General features: G+C 42.4%; 23 protein-coding genes and 1 riboswitch. Of the genes, 13 read left to right on the forward strand and 10 right to left on the reverse strand.

Annotation, left to right across the window (positions count from 1 at the left end):
- The first annotated feature begins 20 nt into the window (after positions 1-20).
- The gene (locus tag F9802_RS20270; RefSeq protein WP_404799162.1) at positions 21-77 is read left to right on the forward strand and encodes a hypothetical protein; all 57 of its coding nucleotides are present in this window, start codon (positions 21-23) and stop codon (positions 75-77) included.
- 738 nt (positions 78-815) lie between these two features.
- Positions 816-1,415, forward strand: a complete 600-nt coding sequence (locus F9802_RS11060) for an S-layer homology domain-containing protein (protein ID WP_152151910.1) — start codon at positions 816-818, stop codon at positions 1,413-1,415.
- Between the two features lie 218 nt (positions 1,416-1,633).
- On the opposite strand, the gene F9802_RS11065 is transcribed toward F9802_RS11060, so the two are convergent.
- The 3 genes from F9802_RS11065 to msrA are packed head-to-tail and all read right to left on the reverse strand — an operon-like array spanning position 1,634 to position 4,750.
- Positions 1,634-2,704, reverse strand: a complete 1,071-nt coding sequence (locus F9802_RS11065; RefSeq protein ID WP_152151912.1) for a DUF3900 domain-containing protein — start codon at positions 2,702-2,704, stop codon at positions 1,634-1,636.
- A 31-nt stretch (positions 2,705-2,735) separates the two neighbouring features.
- The gene (gene pdxR, locus F9802_RS11070) at positions 2,736-4,151 is read right to left on the reverse strand and encodes a MocR-like pyridoxine biosynthesis transcription factor PdxR (RefSeq protein WP_225435307.1); all 1,416 of its coding nucleotides are present in this window, start codon (positions 4,149-4,151) and stop codon (positions 2,736-2,738) included.
- A gap of 53 nt (positions 4,152-4,204) precedes the next feature.
- On the reverse strand, positions 4,205-4,750 hold the full coding sequence (gene msrA, locus F9802_RS11075; protein ID WP_152151916.1) for a peptide-methionine (S)-S-oxide reductase MsrA: 546 nt from the start codon (positions 4,748-4,750) through the stop codon (positions 4,205-4,207).
- Positions 4,751-4,942: 192 nt separating this feature from the next.
- On the opposite strand from msrA, the gene ytvI reads away from it, so the two are divergent.
- On the forward strand, positions 4,943-5,974 hold the full coding sequence (gene ytvI / locus F9802_RS11080; protein ID WP_152151918.1) for a sporulation integral membrane protein YtvI: 1,032 nt from the start codon (positions 4,943-4,945) through the stop codon (positions 5,972-5,974).
- A 52-nt stretch (positions 5,975-6,026) separates the two neighbouring features.
- On the opposite strand, the gene yfkAB is transcribed toward ytvI, so the two are convergent.
- A complete protein-coding gene (yfkAB, locus tag F9802_RS11085; protein ID WP_152151920.1) occupies positions 6,027-7,136 on the reverse strand; it encodes a radical SAM/CxCxxxxC motif protein YfkAB in 1,110 nt (369 codons plus the stop codon).
- Positions 7,137-7,348: 212 nt separating this feature from the next.
- Here yfkAB and F9802_RS11090 point away from each other — a divergent pair, with 212 nt between their 5' ends.
- Positions 7,349-7,924 (forward strand): hypothetical protein, encoded by a 576-nt coding sequence (locus F9802_RS11090; protein ID WP_152151922.1) that lies wholly within the window; start codon positions 7,349-7,351, stop codon positions 7,922-7,924.
- 150 nt (positions 7,925-8,074) lie between these two features.
- Positions 8,075-8,404, forward strand: coding sequence for a hypothetical protein (locus F9802_RS11095; protein ID WP_152151924.1), 330 nt, complete (start codon positions 8,075-8,077; stop codon positions 8,402-8,404).
- Between the two features lie 50 nt (positions 8,405-8,454).
- Here F9802_RS11095 and F9802_RS11100 read toward each other — a convergent pair whose 3' ends face one another.
- From F9802_RS11100 to F9802_RS11110, 3 genes are all read right to left on the reverse strand, one after another.
- Entirely contained in the window at positions 8,455-9,696 is a 1,242-nt protein-coding gene (locus F9802_RS11100; protein ID WP_152151926.1) for a glutamate-5-semialdehyde dehydrogenase, read from the reverse strand.
- Positions 9,697-9,718: 22 nt separating this feature from the next.
- Positions 9,719-10,834 carry a glutamate 5-kinase gene (gene proB / locus F9802_RS11105; RefSeq protein WP_152151928.1) on the reverse strand — a complete coding sequence of 372 codons (1,116 nt, stop codon included), beginning with the start codon at positions 10,832-10,834 and terminating at the stop codon, positions 9,719-9,721.
- 295 nt (positions 10,835-11,129) lie between these two features.
- Positions 11,130-11,789 (reverse strand): NUDIX hydrolase, encoded by a 660-nt coding sequence (locus tag F9802_RS11110; RefSeq protein ID WP_152151930.1) that lies wholly within the window; start codon positions 11,787-11,789, stop codon positions 11,130-11,132.
- Between the two features lie 186 nt (positions 11,790-11,975).
- Here F9802_RS11110 and F9802_RS11115 point away from each other — a divergent pair, with 186 nt between their 5' ends.
- From F9802_RS11115 to F9802_RS11130, 5 genes are all read left to right on the forward strand, one after another.
- Positions 11,976-13,448 carry a PAS domain S-box protein gene (locus tag F9802_RS11115; protein ID WP_152151932.1) on the forward strand — a complete coding sequence of 491 codons (1,473 nt, stop codon included), beginning with the start codon at positions 11,976-11,978 and terminating at the stop codon, positions 13,446-13,448.
- Positions 13,449-13,532: 84 nt separating this feature from the next.
- Positions 13,533-13,673 (forward strand): hypothetical protein, encoded by a 141-nt coding sequence (locus tag F9802_RS19665; RefSeq protein ID WP_191991889.1) that lies wholly within the window; start codon positions 13,533-13,535, stop codon positions 13,671-13,673.
- A gap of 121 nt (positions 13,674-13,794) precedes the next feature.
- Complete coding sequence (locus F9802_RS11120; protein WP_152151934.1) at positions 13,795-14,757, forward strand: ABC transporter ATP-binding protein; 963 nt, start codon at positions 13,795-13,797, stop codon at positions 14,755-14,757.
- Positions 14,750-16,267 (forward strand): osmoprotectant update ABC transporter permease/substrate-binding subunit OpuFB, encoded by a 1,518-nt coding sequence (opuFB, locus tag F9802_RS11125; protein WP_152151936.1) that lies wholly within the window; start codon positions 14,750-14,752, stop codon positions 16,265-16,267. Before F9802_RS11120 ends, opuFB begins: the two co-directional genes overlap by 8 nt.
- A 157-nt stretch (positions 16,268-16,424) precedes the next feature.
- Positions 16,425-17,516 carry a branched-chain amino acid aminotransferase gene (locus F9802_RS11130; RefSeq protein WP_152151938.1) on the forward strand — a complete coding sequence of 364 codons (1,092 nt, stop codon included), beginning with the start codon at positions 16,425-16,427 and terminating at the stop codon, positions 17,514-17,516.
- 33 nt (positions 17,517-17,549) lie between these two features.
- On the opposite strand, the gene F9802_RS11135 is transcribed toward F9802_RS11130, so the two are convergent.
- The 3 genes from F9802_RS11135 to F9802_RS11145 form a co-directional block, all read right to left on the reverse strand.
- Complete coding sequence (locus F9802_RS11135; RefSeq protein ID WP_152151940.1) at positions 17,550-17,891, reverse strand: DUF3243 domain-containing protein; 342 nt, start codon at positions 17,889-17,891, stop codon at positions 17,550-17,552.
- Between the two features lie 101 nt (positions 17,892-17,992).
- Complete coding sequence (locus F9802_RS11140; protein WP_152151942.1) at positions 17,993-18,487, reverse strand: L,D-transpeptidase family protein; 495 nt, start codon at positions 18,485-18,487, stop codon at positions 17,993-17,995.
- A gap of 170 nt (positions 18,488-18,657) precedes the next feature.
- Positions 18,658-19,578, reverse strand: coding sequence for a LysR family transcriptional regulator (locus tag F9802_RS11145; protein WP_152151944.1), 921 nt, complete (start codon positions 19,576-19,578; stop codon positions 18,658-18,660).
- A gap of 133 nt (positions 19,579-19,711) precedes the next feature.
- Between F9802_RS11145 and gltS the strand changes: the two genes are divergently transcribed.
- The 3 genes from gltS (at position 19,712) to thiT (ending at position 22,927) form a co-directional block, all read left to right on the forward strand.
- Positions 19,712-20,908 carry a sodium/glutamate symporter gene (gltS, locus tag F9802_RS11150; RefSeq protein WP_152151946.1) on the forward strand — a complete coding sequence of 399 codons (1,197 nt, stop codon included), beginning with the start codon at positions 19,712-19,714 and terminating at the stop codon, positions 20,906-20,908.
- A gap of 266 nt (positions 20,909-21,174) precedes the next feature.
- Positions 21,175-22,131 carry a tyrosine-type recombinase/integrase gene (locus F9802_RS11155; protein ID WP_191991892.1) on the forward strand — a complete coding sequence of 319 codons (957 nt, stop codon included), beginning with the start codon at positions 21,175-21,177 and terminating at the stop codon, positions 22,129-22,131.
- A gap of 63 nt (positions 22,132-22,194) precedes the next feature.
- Positions 22,195-22,296, forward strand: a riboswitch (TPP riboswitch).
- Between the two features lie 64 nt (positions 22,297-22,360).
- Positions 22,361-22,927 carry an energy-coupled thiamine transporter ThiT gene (gene thiT / locus F9802_RS11160; protein ID WP_152151950.1) on the forward strand — a complete coding sequence of 189 codons (567 nt, stop codon included), beginning with the start codon at positions 22,361-22,363 and terminating at the stop codon, positions 22,925-22,927.
- The last annotated feature ends 220 nt before the right edge of the window (positions 22,928-23,147 follow it).

Consider the following 23,147-nt stretch of genomic DNA (forward strand, 5'->3'; position numbering starts at 1 on the left):
ATTATTATAACAATACCCGTATTCAAACGAAACTAAACAGCCAGTCGCCGGTACAATACCGGCAACTGGCTGCTTAAAAGGTGTTTTGATCCCTGTCTCAAAAACGGGGGTCAGTCCCAGGGAATAAGGCTTTTTTTGGTTATTCGCAGGTGGATTTCATATTTTGTATAGAAAATCAGATGTAAAAGACTTTATCATCCCATCAGAGGTAAGTTTACTAATCCTGAGTGGACAATCAAAAAGAAGAGCAGAATATCTCCTAGAACAGTAACGGGAAAAGTTAAAATTTGATTTCTTGGTGTTTGAAATTAATGTATGAAAAAATGAAAAAACGCCTATAAAGGACACAAGCTGCTGTCAGATGATCACTTTGATTTATAAAGCAGGGGCGATCATATGCACATAAAAATGTTGTTGATTTTCTTATAATATCCGCGTTTTGTCGGCAGGACCCCAAGAAGAGTTTCTCATATAGATTTTGCTTCCAAGCTAACCTGTACATTAATGTAACAATTTTCCTAGTTTCTACTCTGTTAGAGCTTTTAGAGCAATTTATCATTTAAATTAATTTTAAGGAGTGACTACATTGGATATAAGAGATAATTTTGAGTGAAAAATGATTTATGTGCTAAATTCAAATATTAATTCAATATTATATGTAAACTAATGATAAAGATAGAGATGTCTTATATGTCTTATATGTCTTATATATCAATTTCTCATTATATCTAATTCCGTATCTAGAAAATACTGATACAATGGTTAAAGTATGAATTAATGTAAATATTCACAAAAAGAACAAGGGAGAAATTATCATGAAAAAGATTAAACGTATTTTAGCTGTAGTAACAATGGCAGGAGCGGTATTGACTTCTAGCTTATCATCTGCGAGTGCGTCGCCTTTATCGTTCAAGGATGTAAATGACAGATATCGCCCTGCAGTCTCTTATCTGTGGGAAGAGGGTATTATCTATGGAATTTTACCAGAATACTTTGGAACTAATCAGCACGTTAAACGTGTAGACGGAGCTGTGGTGATCGCAAGGAGCATTAAGATCAATACACCACACGATGCGAAAACAGCGTTCACAGATCTTCCAAAACGTGCTATTCCGACCGTTGCCGCTCTTCAAAAAGCAGGAATTGTCAATGGAAAAACATCTACTAAGTTCGATCCCGAAGCAGTATTAACTAGAGGAGAGATAGCTCTTATCCTGTCAAAAGCATATAATCTTCCTGCCACAACGAGGGAAAGTCCTTTTACAGATGTACCCAAGAGATATAAGGATGCAGTGAATCGTCTCGTGGAATCTGGAGCAGTTATGGGTAAGAATGCAACTCAATTCGGCACTCATGAGCGCTTAACTAGAGGAGAGCTGGCATTGATTATTTATCGATTAAACGGTACAAAATAAGCCAGGAGAAATTGCTAATGCTAGAATGACTAATGTGTATGGATTTGGACAACTTATCATTCCACTAAAAAATCCTGCCTCCCATAAAGGAGATAGGATTTTTAGTGGACAAATGCCATAGTTAGAAGAAGATCGCCTTTTTATACTTTTCGTGGTCAAAAAAACCCTTGCAATCCTAGTTACTTCAACACTTTAAGCGATTCCCTCAATCCAATAAATCATCTTGAAAAGCTTCCTTGCTTCCCCCGAATCCTCTCAATCACCTCATGCAAATCCTCAGGCTTATGAAACTCAATCGGCGAAAATCCTTTTTCAAACACAACCGAATCGGCTTCCATAAGAACGACATAGCGATCGCCGAGCTTAGCTAGATGAACAGATTCACCGAAGTCCGACAGCATGGCATTCACGCTCATATGGTCAAGCTTCATTTTTAGCTCAAGCTCCGGTGTATGCTCGACCATCCGACTGGCGGCTTCAACGACTTCTTCGGTCGTAAACCGCTCCTGCAATTCCCGTTTTGGACTCTCCGCCCAGATTTCCATTGCTTCTTCAAACTGTGCCCGCTCGGGGCTTTCATCTTCCAAGTCTTCAATCGCTGTTTCCCGTACGAAGTCGATGACTTGTGTTTTCACAATTTCAGGCATCGATTGTTCGTAGCCGACGTATTTTAAGAAATCCTCGAAATAACGGGCGTGGGAGGCCTGGTGGATTTTCAGTTCGCCTTCTTCGACCATTCCTTCTTCGGGCATGTACGGGTATTGGATGGATTTCATATTTTTCGTTGTAATAGCGAGTTCCACGTGTTGGATCAAAGAAGAAGGATCTGCGATAGAAGCGACTTTTGGTTCGAAGTCGCATTTTAAAATAAAGACGAACGAATCATCAAAATACTTTTTGATTTGTGCTTTCGCAACGATGAATACGCCGCCGCGAGCGGCACTCGTTTGCGTGTAAAGCGTCGCAAATTGTTCACTTGCTTCTTGAAACTCCAGAAGGGAATAGGCTGCTTTTGCTTTGGCAAATAAATTATAGTTTGGGTTGGACGATAAGTCATGTCCTGGTTCAGCCGTAAAAAAACCAATTTTCGTCGGGACTTGTTCTGCTTTTGGATGACGATCCGCTTTTCGTTTCGCAATTTTTGTGAATTCGCCATCGAGAAAATCTTTTAAGGAGCTGTTTTCATATTCTTCTTCATTCAAAGTTTGAAAATGCTGAGCTCGTTTGTTTTCTTCTTTGTCATCGACGCGGATGACAAAGAAAGATAAATAATGTATCGTAAAGTCCACTTTCATCACCTGTTTTTTCTGTTGTTCTCATTTAATTGTCGTCAAGGATAATTTTCCGCAATTTGCTGATTGCTTGTTCAAACTCTTCGATAGATGCATAGCCGTATGACAGCCGAATCGCCTGAATAGATTCTCCCGTATAAATGCTTCCCGGGTTTAATAAGACGCCTTCTTTGTATGCTTTTAAATTTAACTCTTTCACCTGGATATTTGCCTTTAGTCTAAGCCAAATTAAAAAGCCGCCAGAAGGGACGTCCCATTCTGCCAGGTCGCTCATATACCGGTTGAGCGCTTCCAGGGCGGCAGACCGTCTCTTTTTTAGTTCCTCACGTACAAAAGACAAATGCTGTTCATACAGACCGCTTGAAATCCATTCAGCTGCAACGAGCTGTGAAAGCGAACTGGAGCCGTAGTCTGTCTGCATTTTAATATCTGCCAGCCGCTCAATCACTTGGTCCGGTCCTGCAATCCAGCCAATACGGAGTCCGGGAGTGAGAGTTTTCGAGAAACTGCCGATGTACAGAACATGTCCACTCGCATCGAGTGACTTAAGTGTCGGTGGAGGAGGGCTGTCGATCCAAAGTTCACGGTAAATGTCGTCTTCAATAACAGGCAGCTGTTTCTGTTCGCAAATGTCGAGCAGTTCCCTTCTCCGTGATTCGGACATTAATATACCGGTCGGATTATGGAAACAGGGAATGGTGTATAAAATAGAAGAAGGGCCAGCCTCCGCTTTTTTTGAAATAGCTGCAGCCTGCAGCCCTTCCTCATCCATTGGCAGACCGCACAAGTTCATGCCGGCTGACTGAAAGACATGAAGCGAATATAAATAAGAAGGTTTCTCCAGCAAGACAGTGGAGCCTCTGTGCAGGAGGCCGGCGGAGATTAGCTGCAGTCCCTGGAGAGCCCCAGAGACGATTAAAATGGAGGAAGGGGAAACTTCCGTACCTTGTCTTCCCATATAATCACTGATTGCCTGTCTTAAAGGAAGATAGCCTTTTGGTTCTTCATAACCGAAAGGCTCCAAGCTTTCGGCAAGGCGCATCATCACTTGCTGCATATTATCTGTTGGGAAAATATCTTGAGCAAGCTCGCCCTTGCTCAGTTCGATCAAATGCGCCGGTTGTTCCGCTTCACTTGTCTCCGCAGCCGGTGACGGTTTTGGTAAAGAAACAGACGCATATTCATTCCAATCAGACGGAGGACTTGCTGCCAGGAGCGTCCATGTATTATTTACGACAATCGTGCCTTTTCCCATGACGCCTTCGAGCAGCCCGTCTGCTTTTAATTCTTCAAGTGCTGTGACAATCGTCGAACGATTCACGGAAAAAAGCTCGGCTAGTTTTCGCTGGCTTGGAATTTTGCTGCCAACTGGCCATTCACCGCTGGCAATACATTCTTTTATGTAGTTCATCACTTTTTCATATTTCGTAAGAGTTGGCTCCATAGCAATTTTTCTTCTCCCTGTCATTGTTGCTGTTTATATGATACCATTCCGATTTACTGCTTGCTATGCTTCTGAGTCCAGTGCGCACTGATAAATTCATCCCGCCCAGATTTAAGCCGGTCTGCTTCATATTCATTCGGCTTTTTTTTATAAAAGTCCTGATGATAGTCTTCCGCTGGATAAAATGGAGCGGCGGGCAGAATACGGGTAACGATAGGCTTTTGAAACCTCCCGCTTTTTTCAAGCGCTTTTTTTGACGCTTCTGCTAATTGTTTTTGTTCTGTTGTATGAAAAAAGATGGCCGTGCGATAAGAATCTCCCCGATCCTGAAACTGGCCGCCATCATCGGTAGGATCAATTTGCGGCCAGTACAAACCGAGAATCGTTTCGTATGAAATAATTTCTGGATCATATGTAATTTCAACGGCTTCAAGATGGCCTGTTGTTCCTGTTTTTACTTGTTCATATGTTGGGTTTTGTGTATGGCCGCCGGTGTATCCTGACTGCACTTGGCAGACGCCATCCCATTGGTCAAAAGGTTTCACCATGCACCAGAAGCATCCGCCTGCAAAAGTAGCTTTTTCTAATTTTTCTGTCACTGATCTGCACCTCTTTATACATCATTAGAAATAATAGTTCATCTTACCATGCGCATTCTTGTATTGTCACTAATAAAGCTTTGTGAAAAGTCTAATTTGATCAAATCTAAAAAGTGACTTTATGAAGAGAAATAGTTTATTATAGTAGTTATACATAGTGAGACGTTTAGATGAGGAGCAGTAGATAATAAGATGATAAAGAGATGGATCATTACAGCCGCTATAGTAATATTAATTATTTATTTAATCCCGTACTCATTGCCATTTTTATTAGCGTTGCTGACGGCCATAATGCTTGAGAATTCAGTTAAATGGTTTATGATGCGTTTTAAATGGCCGCGTTTTCGGGCTGTACTCGTTACTTTTTTGCTTTACTTGCTATTTATTGTTTTGTTTGTCTGGTTTATTGTTAAGCTCGTCATTGACCAGGTAGTGACGCTTGCCCAAAAAGGACCAGCTTTTGCCAATAACTTTTATGAAGAGTCGTTGAAGCAGTTTCTTAAGGAGTCAGAGCAATACTTTAAATCTCTGCCTATCGATGTGTTTTCATCGTTTGAACGAACGCTGGAAAATGCATTGCAGTCGGTAACGAGAATGCTGCAAGCGATCGTTGAGTGGTTGTTTGGACTAGCTGCAGCTATACCGGGATTTTTAATTGAATTTTTAGTGTATTTAATCGCTGTCTTTTTGTTCAGTTTGGAATTATCTCGATTACGGATTAAAACAGAAAGGCACTTGCGGGAGACGACGAAAGAAAAATTGTATTTAATCACTTCTAAGTTAAACCGGGCTGGAGTGGGTTTCATTAAGGCGCAAGTCTTTCTTAGCATTGTCACTTTTTTTATGGCGTTTATCGGCTTGTCTATTTTACAAGTGCCGTATGCTATTCTTCTGTCGATATTAATTGTTTTTGTAGACGTGCTGCCGATCCTTGGTACGGGTTCTGTTCTTGTTCCGTGGGCAGTCATCAGTTTCTTTCAAGAAAACCAGTTTCTTGGCTTCGGATTAATCGTGTTATTTGTCATTATTACTGTTGTCCGCCGGATATTGGAACCAAAAGTCTTTTCAAGCAATATGGGTATTTCGCCGCTCGCTGCTTTAGTGAGTTTGTTCGTCGGATTTAAACTGCTCGGGTTTATCGGCTTTTTTGTCGGCCCGGCTCTCGTGATTATTTACGATACACTCAGAGAAGCAGGCATTATTAAAAGCAAATGGAAAATTTAACATATAGTAGGAAAGCGACCAGTGAATTGAATCCGGTCGCTTTTTTTGTGTTCTAGTAAACAGTGGCTGTTTTCGTTGTAAAATCTTCTTGTTTGTAATAGGCGTGCTTGACTAAAATGTTTGGTCCAAGGCATTGAACATGTGGACAGTGACAGTTCAGCTCGGCAGCAAGCTTTGAGTGGTTCCACGTTTCAAAAGCTTCCTGCAAAGTCGTTGTTTGAATGTTCCCCAGAGTTGGAGCATCACCGAAATCTGTAACAATAATATCTCCGTTAAAGATATTAACGTTCAGCCGGGAGCGGCCGTCAGGATCATTGCGGACCGTCACATTTCGTTCAGTGCGCAGCCGCTGAAGCAACTGTTGATCTTTTTCATTTGTATTGCAAGCGTAAAAAGGGAGTGTGCCGAACAACATCCACACATTTGGATCGCGAAAGGTCAGTAAATCATTAATGGCCTCTCTCATCTCATCTAAGGAAAGTGATTCCAGAGCGCTCGCGAAATCACTCGGATACATGGGGTGAATTTCGTGGCGGGCACATTCCATTTCTTCTACTACTTGGCGATGGATTTTTTCAAGGTAAGGCAAGGTGCTTTTATTTAACATCGTTTCAGCTGATACCATGACACCCATGCGGGACAGCTCGCGGCTGTTGTTAATCATCCGCTGGAAAAGAGCTTCGCGCTGCTGTAGTGATGGCTTGCGCGCCATATTAGCAAACCCGATTTCAGCAAAATCCTCTGTTGTTCCCCAATTATGGGAAATATGCAGGACATCTAAGTAAGGAGCGATTTCTTCATAGCGGGCAAGATCCAGCGTCAAGTTGGAATTCATCTGTGTGTAAACGTCTCGTTCATGCGCGTATTTTAAGAGCGGCAGCACATAGTTCCGGACAGACGATTTCGACAGCATCGGCTCGCCTCCGGTAATACTTAAGGCCCGTAAATTCGGCACTTCATCAAGCCGCTTTTTTAGCAGCTCAAATGGCAAGGCATCCGGGTCTTTCGTTTGCAGCGTATAGCCGACGGCACAGTGAGCACACCTCATATTGCAAAGTGTGGTCGTTGTGAACTCCACATTCGATAATTGCAGCTGACCCGTTTGCTGCACATCCAAGTAAGATTCCCACGGATCGAATGCAGGAATAATTTCTTGCTTCATTATTTACCCCTCATTTCTATATACAATTTTATATTATATCTCTTTTTCTAGACAAATGAATAGGAAAAAAGATAACTCATTCCATTTGCGGACAGAAGTGTGTATCAATCCTGAGACCTATTTTTTCGCTTTGGTGAGTAATTGTTTAGCGAAAAATTCCATGTATGTTACAATGTAGGCGGAAAGACAAGTAGGTGAAAGGAGAGATATATATGAAAAAGTGGACGATGACTCTTGGAGCTGTTTTGCTTGCCGGAGGAGTGTTAGCTGCATGCTCCGAAACAGAAACGAAACAGCAATCAACAGATGAACCAGCTGAAGAAACAACAGAAGAAGTTGAAACAGAGACAGAAGTGCAGCCAGCAGAAGAGAAAGTAACAGAAGAGCCTGCAGATACAGAAACGACTGAGACACCTGAGGCGCCTGAATCATCAGAGGAAACAGCGACAGATTCAACTGAAGGCACAGACACAAACACAGACACTGAAACGACAACAGAAGAAGAAGAAGTGGCTGCACCAGAAAAGGAACCAGCTGCAACAGAAGACACGGACAACCAGCAAGCATCTGAAGAACAGCCAGCTGATATTGTGGAAACGAAAGGTGTTTTCAACGGTGTGGCTGATCCACATACAGTAGAAATTGAAGTCGACGGCCAGCCGCAGGCTTTCCAAGTTGCTCCTGACAGCGAAGCGATGAAAAAGTTTGATCAAATGAAAGAAGGAACAGAGATTACATTTGTTTATAAAAAAGAAGGCGAACAAATGGTGATCCAAGAACTGAAGTAACAAACAAGACTTAAAGGATAAAAGAAGCTTTTTTGCTTCTTTTATCCTTTTTTGTCTAGAAAATGAATATTGTTGTTTTTTGATTAAAACCTAAAAGGAAGGGAATAGAATGGTTATAACAAGATTGAACTTTAATGCAGGAGGGATTAGATGAACACATCAGGGATGCTGAGAGGCTACCTCGCAAAGATGATGGACAATGAAAGTTACTTTTATCATGTCGTGAATTGCATAGAAATGCAGTTGAATGATTGGAAAAAGGAAGCTATTTTGTTATTTGACTGGGAGGAAACGGCGGAGCTGATTCCTGTTTCTTTTTTCATTGACAATGAGTTATATTCATTTGCCATTGAAAAAGAAAAAGCAGCGAAGCTTCAAGAGAAGAGTCCATATTCGCTTGATCGTTTTATGTGGGAAGCACTCGTTGAACAAGGGTTTACGCTTAAGGAGAGCAACTATATCCACGTTGCTTTTCAATAATGAGAAATAAAAAACCGGCAGTTCATCAGTTGAGACTGCCGGTTTTTTCGTCAATTCCTGATTTGGCCCGTTCCTTTTACAAGCGATTTAACCGTTGTAATCGCACGCAGGCCCATCGGCCCGCGTGCATGCAATTTTTGGGTGCTGATGCCGATTTCAGCGCCGTATCCAAATTGCTCGCCGTCTGTAAAGCGGGTGGAGGCATTATGGTAAAGAACAGCTGCGTCAATTGCACGAAAGAATGCCTGGACATTGTCAGCTGTTTCAGAAACGATTGCTTCCGAATGTTTCGTTCCGTATGTTTGAATATGGGAAATAGCTTCTTTCACATCTTCTACTGTTTTTACAGCGAGGACTGGAGCTAAAAATTCTGTTCGCCAATCTTCTTGCTCTGCTTGTTTAATAAAAGAAAATTGTTGCGTCAAGTTGGCAGAACCGCGAAGCTCGACGTCTTTTTCATGGAGCGTGCGCAACAGTTCTTCCCGATGCGGCCACTCTTCATGAATTAATAAAGATTCTGCTGCGTTGCAGACGGAAGGGCGGTGCAACTTTGCATTTTCAGCAATCGCAATAGCCATTTCTTTTTGTGCGCTTTCGTCAATGTAGATGTGGCAGTTGCCGACGCCTGTTTCGAGCACGGGCACGGTTGCCTGTTTAATGACAGTCTGGATTAAACCTGCACCTCCACGGGGGATCAGCACATCCAAGTACTCGTTTAATTGGAACATTTCGGCTGCTGTTTCTCTGCTCGTATCTTCAAGGAGCTGGAGTGCCTCTTCCGGTACAGGAGAAGACTGCAAGGCCGCTCTCATCACTTTCACTAAAGCGATATTGGAGTGGGCAGCTGAAGAACTGCCGCGCAGCAGCACAGCATTTCCCGCTTTTAAACATAATGCAGCTGCATCCACCGTGACATTCGGCCGGGCTTCATACACCATGCCGATCACACCGAGAGGCACTCGGACCGTTTGAATAGTTAATCCGTTTTCAATCGTCCATTCTTCGGTCGTTTCGCCGACTGGATCTTTTAACTGAACCAACTGCCGGACCCCATCTGCCATTTGCTGAATCCGCTCTTTTGTGAGCTGCAGGCGGTCCAGCAAAGGAGGCGCGAAGCCAGCTAATGTTCCTGCTTCCATGTCTTTTGAATTTTCCTGTAAAATAAAATCAGTATTTGCTAGTAAAGCATCCGCAATCTGTTCCAGCCCAAGGTTTTTTTCTTCTTCAGAGAGCATTGCTGTTTCATAAGAAGCCTGTTTTAACAGCTTCGCCTTTTCCATTAACTCACTCATTAGTCCCACTCCGTTCTGTTAATTAAATCATTATTTTTGTTGTTACCCAATTGTCGCGGTGGATTACCTCCGCCCGCTCGTTGATGGAATACATTTTGGCCTCTGCGCCCGGCCAGCCTTTTACTTTTACAAGGTCAATTGACGAATAAAAGACTTGGCCTTTTCCAAGCACCTCTCTTTTTTCATTCATGACCGTCACCACATCCATCGCGTGAAACAAACCTTCGACTGCTGAAATGCCGGCAGGAAGCAGACTTTTCCCCCTTAAGAGAATCGCTTTTTCGGCCCCTTCATCCACAATAATTATACCGGCTGTTTTCGCGTGATAGGCGAGCCATTGTTTTTTCATTTGCATATGACTTTTAAATGGAGAGCCGATATACGTGCCGCTTCCTTTTCCTGCGAGAATGTCCAGCAGTTTGTCTTCTCCAGTGCCGCTGCCGACAAACACTGGCACTCCGAGGGACAGCGATTTTTCCGCTGCCAAAAGCTTCGAGCGCATTCCGCCAGTGCCGATTGAAGTGCCGCTGTCTCCTGCATAAGACAACAGCTCATCTGTTACTTCAGGTATAAAGTGAAAACGTTTCGCGGCCGGATTAACAGCTGGATTGCTGTCATATAACCCGTCAATATCAGTGAGGATAATTAAGGCGTTTGCCTGCGTAAAGCCGCTGACAAGCGCAGACAGCATGTCGTTATCCCCATACGTTAGCTCTTCGATAGAAATCGAATCATTCTCATTGATAATCGGGATGGCTCCCGCTCTTAAAAGCTCAGACATGGATGTATAAAAATTATGAAAGCGGTCGCGGCTGTAAAAATCTTCTTTTATTAAGAGCATTTGAGCAGCGACAAGCTGGAAAGGAGCCAGCAGGGAAATATACTTTTGAATGAGCAGGCTTTGGCCGACAGCTGCCGCTGCCTGCTTCGCTGCGACCGTCTTCGGGCGGGAAGAATAGCCTAGTGATTGAAAGCCTGCAGCAATGGCTCCGGATGAAACGACAATCACTTCATGGCCGTTTTCCCGAAGCTTAGCGATAGCGGACACGTGGTCATACACTTTTTCTTCTACGATATTTCCTTGTTCGTCAGTTAAAGAACTGCTGCCAATTTTCACAACAACCCTGGATTTTTTCACAGTCAATCATCCTTTTCAATTATATAAAAAAACAGCATGCCTCTCCTCCTGATAAAAGGACGGAGGGCATGCTGTCCGCGGTACCACCTTTATTGGCGCCTGAGGGCGCCCGCTTTGAACCCGTAACGAGGGAAACGGCTTATGTTGTCATAAGCGATGAGTAAAAAGGGCAGGTTCGACAGCTTCCTGCGAGGAGCCTTTCAGCCGGCGGACTCCATTCTCTGGCGCATTTCACTTATTTACTAATCCCTTCATCATTTACGTATTAATAATTATTCACAATTATCTATAATTTTCACGATTTGTCAAGAGGCAAAGAAGGTTTAATGCCTATACCCGCTTTTTTTATCATATCAAGAAAGTGTTTTAATATCCTTGCGGTTAACCCCCAAATAATCCGATTTTCGTAAAAATAAAAATACTCATCCATCTTGCGCGTCTGCCAATTGTAATCTTCTCCGCCGATAATTAAATCGAAGGGGAATCCTTCTTCGGGCTCAACTTTAAAATGAATGTGATGACAATCCGGTACGGCCGATAATAAATAATCAAGCGGAACAGTAAAGACTTCCGCCACTTCATCCGGGTTTGGCTTTAATTGATCGGCTGCCGGCAAAACGCCAGCGAATGGAAAAATGATGGTACCAAAAGGAGACAGCATAAAATCAAGTGGGAAAATGCTGTGGATATCTGACGGAGCAATTCCAAGCTCTTCAGATGTCTCGCGAATGGCTGTGAAACGTTCATTTTCATCCTCAGGATCGAACTTGCCGCCGGGAAAACAAACTTCCCCGGGCTGGCGGCGCATTTCATACGAACGGACTTCAAACAAAATATGAGTCTCTCCTTCTATTTCAATAAGAGGAAGGAGAACGGCAAACTTTGCAAAATTTTCACTTCCTAAAATCGCCGGTGTCCGGCCTTGAAACTGCTGAAGCAATACATTCATTTCCATAGCGGCACCTCTGCTTTACGACATGTTTATTTCATTATAAATCATCTGCCGAGAATTGTGAAAAGAAGCCTTCTGAACCGTGAAAAGTCATATAAAAGATTGTCAGAATAACTCATCATTTGTTGAACGGTTTTTGATGAAAAAAGAGAGGATTTTAGACATAGTAGTAAGAGGGAGAGGATAGAAATGGAAACGAATAATGAACGGCTGATCATAGCCGACAAAACAGTAGAATTTTGTGGGAATTGGTGGGATGCCTTCCTCAGTGCGATTTGTGACCCTGTTTATATTTTTAATGGCGAAGAAAACATCATTGCTGTTAATGAAGCGTTTGAACAGCAGTATGGCTGGACTTTGAATGAATTGCAAGGAAGGTGCTTGCCAATCGTTCCTGTACACCTGCAGGGAGAGTTTAAATTTTTAAAACAGCGGTTAATATCTGGTGAGTCGTTTCAGCACTTTAAAACTATTCGACAAAGTAAAGATGGTTCTCTTCTTCATGTGGAAGTTTCTGCTTCACCTGTACAAGATACGAATGGAAAGTTTATCGCAGCCGTTTGTGTAACAAGAAATGTAACGAAAAAAATTGAAGCAGCGCTTTTGCTTGACCGTAAAGCAGAAGAGCTGAAAGAAAACGAAAAAAAGTTTCTTGAAATATCCGAAAATATAAGTGACATATTTTGCGTGTATGATTGTTTGACCAAGAAAGTTATTTATATCAGTCCCTCTTATGAAAAAGTGCTTGGCCATCCGAAAAGTGAATTTTATAAAGACTTGCACGTGTTTATGAACATCGTGCATCCAGATGACCGGGAAAGATTTAAAAAATTTATTAGAGGTGAGCATGAGGAAGGGCCGGAAATTGAATACCAGGCGATTCATAAAAATGGCTCCATCATCTGGCTCCGTTCCCGCAAAATTATTGACAGTAAATTTCAAAATAGACTGGCATCGATCACTCAGGATATTACGAGTCTGAAAGAAAAAGAAATTTTGCTGAATAAAAAAGACAAGCTGGGAGCTGTCGGCCAGCTTGCAGCAGGGATCGCCCATGAAGTAAGAAATCCGCTGACAGCGATTAAGGGATTTACTCAACTATGGGGGCAGGAAACGCATCATAAATACAGTGAAATTATTCTTTCAGAACTTGAGCGAATCGAATCCATTATGCAGGAATTTTTAATGCTTGCAAAACCAAACCAGGAAACCAACTTTGAAATAAAAGATGTAAATAAAATTTTAAGAGAGACTATTGCGTTTATGGGTCCTGAAGCTTTGCTTTACGGGGTAGAACTCATTCCTTTGCTGACAGAAGAACTGCCTCTCGCCCGCGTGGAAGAAAAACAGCTGAAACAGGTGATTTTGAATTTAATTAAAAACGCGATTGATGCGATGCCACATGGGGGAATTGTCACCGTTCACACGAAGCAGTCGGTAGATGGTTCTATCTGTATTAAAGTGGCTGATGAAGGGGTCGGTATTTCGCAAGAGCGGATTCCGAGGCTCGGTGAACCGTTTTATTCGAACAAAGAAAAAGGCACCGGACTCGGGCTAATGGTTAGTTTTAAAATCATTGAACATCATAACGGGAAGATTTTCTTTGAAAGTGAAGAAGGGAAAGGGACAAAAGTGGAAATCCGATTACCCGCCAACCGCTGACTGCAAATAAGGAAGAAACTGCTTGAAAGTTGTGATATCATCAATGGCAATAACAGTCATCGGCGGGCGAAAGGAGAATTCCATGTGAAAGAGAAGCTATCTGCTTTATTTGTGTTGTTTGCGGCCATGCTACAGGGAACGGCACAAACCTTTTTGCCGGACGGGGCACATCCTATATTGACGATTTCACCCCCCGAACAAAAACAATCGACTGCACCATCTTAATTTGCATCCATCTGTTATTAACAGGTGGATGTTTTCTTTTGTTGTGAAAGAAAGCTACGTTTGTTAATGTGACTTATTAGAGAAAGGACAGGAAGAAAAGAAGAAAGAAAAGAGGAGTACAATGATTCAATTTAACAAAGTTTCAAAAAGTTATCGAGACGGGACAGCTGCTGTCGACTCCGTGGATCTTCATATCCGTAAGGGAGAGTTTTTCGTCCTTGTCGGACCAAGCGGCTGCGGGAAAACAACGACACTAAAAATGATTAATCGATTAATTGATGCAACAGACGGTACCATCACGATTGGAGAGAAAAAAATAAGTGAATATGACATTCATGAACTTCGCTGGAATATCGGCTACGTTCTTCAGCAAATTGCGCTTTTTCCTCACATGACGATCGAAGAAAATATTGCTGTTGTTCCGGAATTAAAGAGATGGAGCCGAGCGCAAATAAAAAAACGCGTGGATGAACTCTTGACGATGGTAGGACTAGATCCGGAGACGTACAGAGGACGCAAGCCAGCTGAGTTATCAGGGGGGCAGCAGCAGCGGGTAGGTGTTGTCCGTGCTTTAGCTGCTGATCCCGATATTTTATTAATGGACGAACCGTTCAGTGCGCTGGATCCGGTCAGCCGGGAGAAAATCCAGCGAGATATCATCAGTCTACAGCAGCGCATCAATAAAACGATTGTGTTTGTCACACATGATATGCAGGAAGCATTTAAGCTCGGAGACCGGATTTGTTTAATGAAAGACGGGAGAATCGTACAGATCGATACACCGGAAGCGCTCTTTCATCGTCCGGCCGATGAGTTTGTCAAACAGTTTATTGGGACAGCCAATCCGCTGCTCAAGGACACAGTAACGGTGGAAAGTGCCGTTCAAAAGCAGTCTGTCAGCGAAAAATTCACAAGCAGCCAAGTGATTGCAGCCGGCGTTCCGCTCGAAGAAGCCATTGAACAGCTCATTCAAGAAGATCGGATTCAAGTAGAGAAGGATGGCGAGATTATCGGATTGCTGACTAGGCAATCTGCACTGGCTTACTTGTCCGAAGCGTTAAAGGAGAGAAGAGAACATGGATGAATTCATCAACGTATTCAACGAGCGAAAAGGAGACGTGCTGCAATCGTTGATTGAACATGTACAAATATCTTTTATCGCTCTGTTTTTCGCGGTGCTCATAGCGATTCCGCTCGGCATTTATTTAACGAGGCACCGAAAAGCAGCCGAAGGAATAATCGGGATTACCGCCGTTCTGCAGACAATCCCATCACTCGCTTTGCTCGGTTTAATGATCCCATTATTTGGCATAGGCAGAGTGCCGGCTATCATTGCTTTAGTTATTTATGCGCTGCTTCCGATTCTTCGCAATACATATACAGGCATTACAGGGGTTGATCCGTCACTGTCAGAAGCTGCCCGGGCCATGGGGATGAAAAACCACCAGCGATTAATCAAAGTAGAGCTGCCGCTGGCGATGCCAGTCATTATGGCAGGTATCCGGACAGCCATGGTGTTGATTGTGGGCACGGCGACTCTTGCCGCTTTAATTGGAGCAGGCGGACTAGGCGATGTTATCCTGCTTGGGATCGACCGCAACAACGCTTCTTTAATCGTTCTCGGAGCGATTCCTGCTGCGCTGTTAGCTATTTTCTTCGATATCATCTTAAAGGCAGCCGAGAAAATTTCATTTAAACGTTCACTGATTGCCTCAGGAGCAGCTGCTATTATTGTTATTGCTGTTATGATGGCTCCGTCATTGCTGAAAACAGACCAAGAACGTCTTGTCATTGCCGGGAAGCTTGGCAGCGAACCGGAAATTTTAATGAACATGTATAAACTGTTGATTGAGCAGGACACTGAACTAGAAGTAGAGCTAAAACCAGGTCTTGGCAAGACTTCTTTTGTCTTTAATGCCCTTCGTTCAAAAGATATTGATATTTATCCTGAATTTACAGGTACGGCGATTTCAGAATTTCTTAAAGAAGAAGCGGCAAGCACAGACCGAAAAGAGGTTTATGAGCAGGCAAGAACAGGAATGCTTGAGAAATTTAATATGGTCATGCTTGGCCCGATGGATTACAATAATACGTATACATTAGCTGTACCGGATAAAATCGCTGAAAGATTCGGCTTAAAAACAATATCAGATTTAAAAAAAGCAGAACCACAAATAAAAGCCGGTTTTACACTTGAATTTTCTGACCGAGAAGACGGTTATCGCGGCATCCGAAAAAAGTATCATCTCGATTTTCCTTCTGTGAAGACGATGGAGCCGAAACTTCGCTACCAGGCTATTAAGTCTGGGGACATCAATTTAATCGATGCTTATTCGACCGACAGTGAATTGCAGCAGTTTCATTTAACGGTCTTAGAAGACGACTTTCACTTGTTTCCTCCTTACCAGGGAGCTCCGTTGCTAAGAAAAGAAACAATGGAAAAGCACCCGGAGCTTAAAGAGGCGTTAAATAAGCTGGCAGGCAAAGTGACGGATGATCAAATGCGAAAAATGAATTATGAAGTGAATGTGGAAAACAAACAAGCGGCAGATGTCGCGAAAAATTTCTTGGAAAAAGAAGGACTTTTGCAGTGAAGAAGTTCGATTGGACAAAAAAATGAAAATGTTTTACAATTATTTTGCACTAACCTATTGTGAAAAGATTCAAAATAATTGTAAAATGTTATGTATACAAATATTCACTTACTTTATCTTTTCAACAAATTAATATACAGCAAGGAGACAGTGCAAAATGGCAGAACATACTATCCAATTTGATCTTACCCCTGAAAGAAAACTGAAGCCAAAGTCGGAAGAGCTAGGTTTCGGGAAAGTTTTCACGGACCATATGTTCGTTATGGACTATACGGAGGGACAAGGGTGGCATAACCCGAGAATCACGCCTTACCAGCCGCTTACATTAGATCCGTCTTCCATGGTCTTTCATTATGGCCAAAGTGTATTTGAAGGATTAAAAGCTTATATGACGGAAGACAACCGGATTTTATTATTCCGTCCGGAAAGAAACTTTCAGCGCTTAAACCGTTCAAATGAACGATTATGCATCCCTGAATTGGATGAAGAGCTAGCTCTCGAAGCCTTGAAACAACTAATTTTAACGGAAAAAGAATGGATTCCAAATGCGGAAGGGACATCTCTTTATATTCGGCCGTTTATCATTTCTACAGAGCCTTTCCTTGGGGTGGCGCCATCTAGCCAATATAAATTTATTATTATCTTATCACCGGTGGGCTCTTATTATAAAGAAGGAATCCACCCTGTGAAAATATTAGTAGAAAGCGAATTTGTCCGTGCGGTTGCCGGAGGAACCGGAGAAGCGAAGACAGCAGGCAACTATGCTTCCAGTTTAAAAGCACAGGAAGTGGCCAGCCGCAAAGAGTATTCTCAAGTGCTATGGCTGGACGGGCTGGAGAAAAAGTACATTGAAGAAGTCGGCAGCATGAACGTTTTCTTTAAAATAAACGGGGAAATTATTACTCCTGCTTTAAACGGCAGTATTTTAGAAGGCATAACGAGAAATTCTGTCATTGAATTGTTGAAACATTGGGGAATGCCGGTGGCGGAACGCCGCATTTCCATGGAAGAAATTCGCGAAGCATATAAATCCGGTCAACTGGAAGAAGCATTCGGCACCGGCACGGCGGCTGTTATTTCCCCGATCGGAGAATTTTTCTGGAACGGTGAAAAAATGACGGTTAATCAAGGAGCAACAGGACCGACAGCTAAAAAGCTGTATGACACCATCACTAGCATTCAAAACGGCAAAGAACCTGACCCGTTTAACTGGGTAGTGGAAGTAGATCAGTATATCACAGCAAAATAATAAAAAGACGTCTGCCGTCAGGCAGACGTCTTTTTATTCGTTATCAACAAGCTTGACAAGCATGTGGGCCAAATGGTGGCGTTCGTCCTGGGTGCCTGTTTTCCACAGCTCCTGCAACAGCTTTTCTTCCCGGTTTTTGGGTTCGGCATGCTCTGCTAAATAATCGCCGATTTTTTCGGCAGTGAGTGCGAGCTGTTCTTCATTTAAACCAATTTTTTCAGCAACTGTGAGTCTTTTTTTTAAGTACGATTTGAATGAATCAAAATCAGCCAGAATACTGTCCATTCTTTCTTCGCTTATCCGCTCAAGCGTATCATCCACTTTGTCTGTTCGTAATTCGCCGTCTTTATGAATGGCATGGTTTTCTTCTGTCATCTGCGATTCCTCCTTTACAGTTTCTTTATGCCCTCCTTCCAAGGTTTTCAAACATGTGAATAGCTCTATTCGACTCCTTTTATGAATATCTATTTGGCGGCCTAAGGTCTAATATGAACAGGAGTGCCGATTGGAACGATTCTTGCCAATTCTTCCACGTCGCGATTGTACATTCGGACGCATCCACGAGAGACAAATTTTCCAATGGAAGCTGGATTATTCGTTCCGTGGATGCCGTAAGATTTTTTTGATAAACTCATCCACATCGTTCCAAAAGGACCGCCCGGATTTGGCGCTTTATTGATAATGACAAAGTCACCGGTCGGCGTTTGAGTAAGCATTTTCCCAACACCAATTGGATATGATTTTTGCACCTTTCCATTGTGAATCAATGTTAACCTTCGCTGTGACAGTGAAATGTTAATAGCATAAGGAAGAGATCCTGGAGACGGAAGTCCAGGGATGCGTATTTTTTGTCCGGGATGAATAAGATGAATATTTATTCCCGGGTTGGCCGCGATCAATCTAGAGAGAGAGATGCGGTAATCAGCGGAAATCGTTGACAGTGTTTCCCCGGGTTTCACAATATGATTCATATACACACCTCGTTTAATAAGAATAGTTGTTCAGGCAGGTAAAGAAATGACCCGCATCCATTTACATATATGTACTAGTAAATACTGATATGTCCATTCTTTTTAAAAGAGAAAGAAGGCATGTCTAAGAATAAAATACCCCGCCAAAAAGGACGGGATTTATCATATTTTTAGCAGGGCTCGATAAGTCTGTGGTGATCAATGAGTTCACTGATTTCGGTTGTGAGGAGGCGCTGAATAAATTCGTCGACGACGGGAGGGAGGTAGCGTTTTTTTAAAGTCATTAAGTAGATGGTACGGTAAAGAGATTCGTTTTGGATCGTTTTGTAAATGAGTTCTGTGCTGTGGTAGCTTTTGACTGAGTTGATCGGTAATAAAGCGATGCCGACATTTTGTTCAATTAAACGGCAAGCCATCTCAAACCGTTCAATTTCAAATTGAATCTTCGGTGTCATGTTGTGACGTTGGAATAATTGTATTAAATTTTCAGCCGTTTGCTGGCCATGGCTTGAGACAATAAAAGATTCCGCCGCCAAATCATCTAAATAAAGCTGACGTGAACGGGCAAGTGGATGATGACGATTCATTCCTATAACAAGCGGCTCCATATACAGTTCACGTGTATGAATGAGTTCGGATGTAAACTGCTGATTGGAAATGACAAAATGAACGTCCAGTCTGTTTAATGCCTGCTCGATCGCTTCCGGTGTCAGTATCTCTTTTAACTCTATTTTTAATTTGGGGTGCTCTTTCGTATAATCAGCAATCTTTTTCGGCAGCCAGTTGCGAACGGATTCGATTAGACCGACAGACAGTTTCCCTTCGCCCATTTGCTGGATTTCCTCCATTTCAATTTGTACGTTATGTACGTGCTGTAAAATCTCCCTCGCTCTTATATAAAAGCGTTCGCCGGATTCTGTCAATTCAATGCCTTTCGCTGTTCGTTCAAATAAAGAAAATTTTATTTCTTCCTCAAGTTTTTTAATGGAGTGGCTGAGGGATGGCTGAGAAATGTGAAGAAGAAGAGCCGCTTTTGATATGCTTTGTTCCTGGGCGGTCACGACAAAATAATGCAATTTTCGAAAGTCCATTCTGTACTCCTTTCAGATGATATAGACAAATTCTATATTAGTATTGAAATATAATATTAGTCTATATATATCACATTTTGTATACTACAGAAAGGCAAACGCATACAGAGAGAATCAACAAGGAGTGTATTGAATGGAATTTAGCCAAATTACGAGTTTATTTCTGGCCGTATTTGTTTTTTTAATAGGGTCTTTTTTAGTTAAAAAAGTGCCGATTTTCGACAAGTTTTGCATACCGGCTCCAGTCGTCGGCGGCCTGCTTTTTGCTATTATTGTGACGATATTAAACAAGTTTAATATTATCGAAATAACGGTAGACACGTCGCTGCAAAGTCTATTTATGCTCGCATTTTTCACAACAGTCGGGCTTGGGGCAAGCACCACCCTTCTTAAATTGGGCGGGAAGTTGCTGCTCGTTTATTGGGGCATGTGCGCCATTCTTGCTTTCATGCAAAATATTATTGGCATCACGATGGCGCAGTTAATGGGCATTAACCCGCTGATCGGTATTCTTGTGGGAGCTGTCTCCATGGAAGGAGGCCATGGCGGCGCGACTGCTTATGGCGGCACGATCGAACAAGTCGCAGGCTTATCGACTGCCACGACGATCGGACTTGCTGCTGCGACGCTTGGCCTTGTGTGCGGAGGACTCGCCGGCGGGCCGACGGCGAAGTATTTAATGAAAAAATACAATTTAAAGTCAGACACTGAAGTTGTGGAAAAAATGGAAGAGCCGAAAAAACGCCATTTTGAACGGTTAAGTGATGAAGGCACATGGATGCGCCAAATCTTTCTCGTTACCCTATGTATGGCGCTTGGCACACTTTTAAGTGGACTATTTGCCAGTTCCACGGGACTTGTTTTGCCGAATTATGTAGGCGCTATGATTGTCGCTGTCATCGTTCGCTTTTTGATTGACCGCTATAGTGAAGACACGATCAACATGCCAAGTGTTCTCGTTATAGGAGATATTTCATTAAATATTTTCCTAGCGATGGCGTTAATGAGCATTAAATTGTGGGAGATTGCAGATCTTGCCTTGCCGTTGCTGCTGATCATTCTTGTACAAGTCACTTTCGTTACGTTGTTTAGTATATTTATTTTATTTCGTGTACTTGGAAAAAATTACGATGCAGCTGTCATGGTTTCTGGCTTTATCGGGCATGGACTCGGCGCGACGCCAAATGCGATGGCCAATATGTCGGCTATTACATCAAAATTCGGACCGTCCAGAAATGCTTTTTTAATTGTTCCGATCGCAGGCTCGTTTTTAATTGATATAGTATCTATGCCGATCATCGTCACGAGCATCAATCTATTAGCAAAATAGAAAACCTGCAGATCTTCCCGATCTGCAGGTTTTCTCATTTTTCTCTTTTCTTGGTACGCTCAATATTTTGTTCTAAATCTTCATCAAGCAACGGACTTCACGTCTTTTTCGATGACAAAGCCATATATATATTGATACGGGAGAGAGATGTTAAGAGAGCTGTATTCATCGCAGCTGCAATACCGCGCATAAGAGTTGTTATGCGCGGTTCAATTAAGGTACACTAGTAAAAGCAAACGATGAATTCTTTTAAGGAGACGGGACACATGGATGTGCAGAAAGAGCTCATTTTATCATGGTATGAAGAAGAGCTGCTTTTGTTTGAAACGCATATGGACAATAAAGAGTATTCTGCTTTTACGATTGATAATTATAAGCGGGACATTTTATTTTTTCTTGCTTATTTGACGAGAAAAAAAGCAGAAAAAGCAGAGCTTGAAGAAGTGAAGAAAATACATATTACGCTGTTTATGAATGAATTAAAAACGAAGCGAAAAAACACAGCCGCTACCCGTAACCGGAGGCTGACCGCCGTCCGGTCGTTTTACAAATGTTTGATGGACTTTGAACTCGTTACCCATAATCCGGCAGCCGAACTTGAAGCCGCGAAAGAACCAACGGGGCGGCTGCCCGTTTATTTGGAAAAAGAAGAATTAAAGCAGTTTTTCCGTCAAGTGGAACAGGTGTCCCAACATCAATACATCAAACGAAATAAAGTGATATTGGGGTTAATGGCTTTCGCCGGTCTCCGGGTGACGGAAATTCATCATCTTGATTTATCTTCTATTCACTTTGCTCAACAAGCAATCAATGTCAGGGGAAAAGGAAACAAAATGCGCTACTTGCCTCTGCCAAAAACATTGTTCAAGGAACTGGCTGATTATATTGAACATGACCGGCAATATCCAATGAAAGGGCATGAAGAGGCTGTCTTTATATCAAGGAAAGGCAAAAGAATTTCCAGAAGAAGAATTCAGGAAATTACGGAGCAAATTTGCGGGAGCCTGCAGAGCAACTCAGAAGGGAGCTGGACAAGGAAAAACGTATCAAGCCATAAGCTGCGTCATTCGTTTGCTACCCATTTAGTGCGTGACGGCAAAGACATTCGAACGGTGCAGGAGCTGCTCGGGCATACGAACTTAAATACGACGCAAAAATACACCCACGTGTCGGACGAACAAAAAGAAAAAGCGATGGATATGGAAGTGAAAGAGTACTTTTAGAAGGAAAGATCAATTTAGAGAGATGTTTCTTTTCCTCTATACTTATGCTATATTAAGAGCATATTAGTCCACTAGGGGTGTCGTTAGACTGAGAGAGGAGTTCATCCTCAACTCTAAGAACCTGATCTGGGTCATACCAGCGTAGGAAAGTGTGACAGGTACAAGATTCGTGAAAGCGGAAACTTTATTGTATCGCACACCCCTTTGGATGAGAAAAGGGGGATTTTTTATGGAGAGAAATAAACTGGTGACAATGATTGAAATCGCTGTTATGGCGGGATTGTCATTAATATTAAGTTATGTGGAGTTTGGCGCGCTTTGGGCTTTCGGAGGCTCTATTTCACTCGTGATGGTACCGATATTTATTATGGCTTTCCGCCGGGGCTGGCAGGCCGGATTTGTTACCGGACTTTTAGCTGGATTAATCAGTTTAATGACAGGCGGCTACGTCGTTCACCCGGTGCAGCTCGTGCTCGATTATCCGCTCGCTTATGCCGTGCTGGGGCTCGGCGCTCTTGCTGTTTTTCATAAGCAGATCACAACGGCCCGTATTTTCGTTGGCTTATTATTAGGCACATCGCTTCGTCTATTATGTCATTTTCTTTCAGGCGTTATCTGGTTTGGAAGCTATGCGCCGCCTGGAACACCGGTTGCCTTATATTCTTTCTTGTACAATCTTTCCTATTTACTTCCAGAAATGCTGATCACAATGGCTGTATTAGTGTTTTTGAAAAAAACAGCGCCTCGCTTTTATAAGCAATCCTCTTCTATTGGAGGAAGTTCAGCCAGTTATTAATAAATAAGCAGTAAAAGCACAGATATTACAGGTCTTTATACCTGTAATATCTGTGCTTTTTTATTTTATATGGTTTCATTAAAACGCTAAAACATTGATACATTTCACCATAAATTAACATGCTTGTAACATGCATAAATTGGGCAATATAACGTTAATAAATTTAATGACAACGAAAAAATGAAGGACAAAGGTTACTGAAAGATGAGTGGCTCTTTAG

The sequence above is a fragment of the Bacillus aerolatus genome, assembly GCF_009183655.1.
GTDB lineage: Bacteria > Bacillota > Bacilli > Bacillales > Domibacillaceae > Pseudobacillus > Pseudobacillus aerolatus.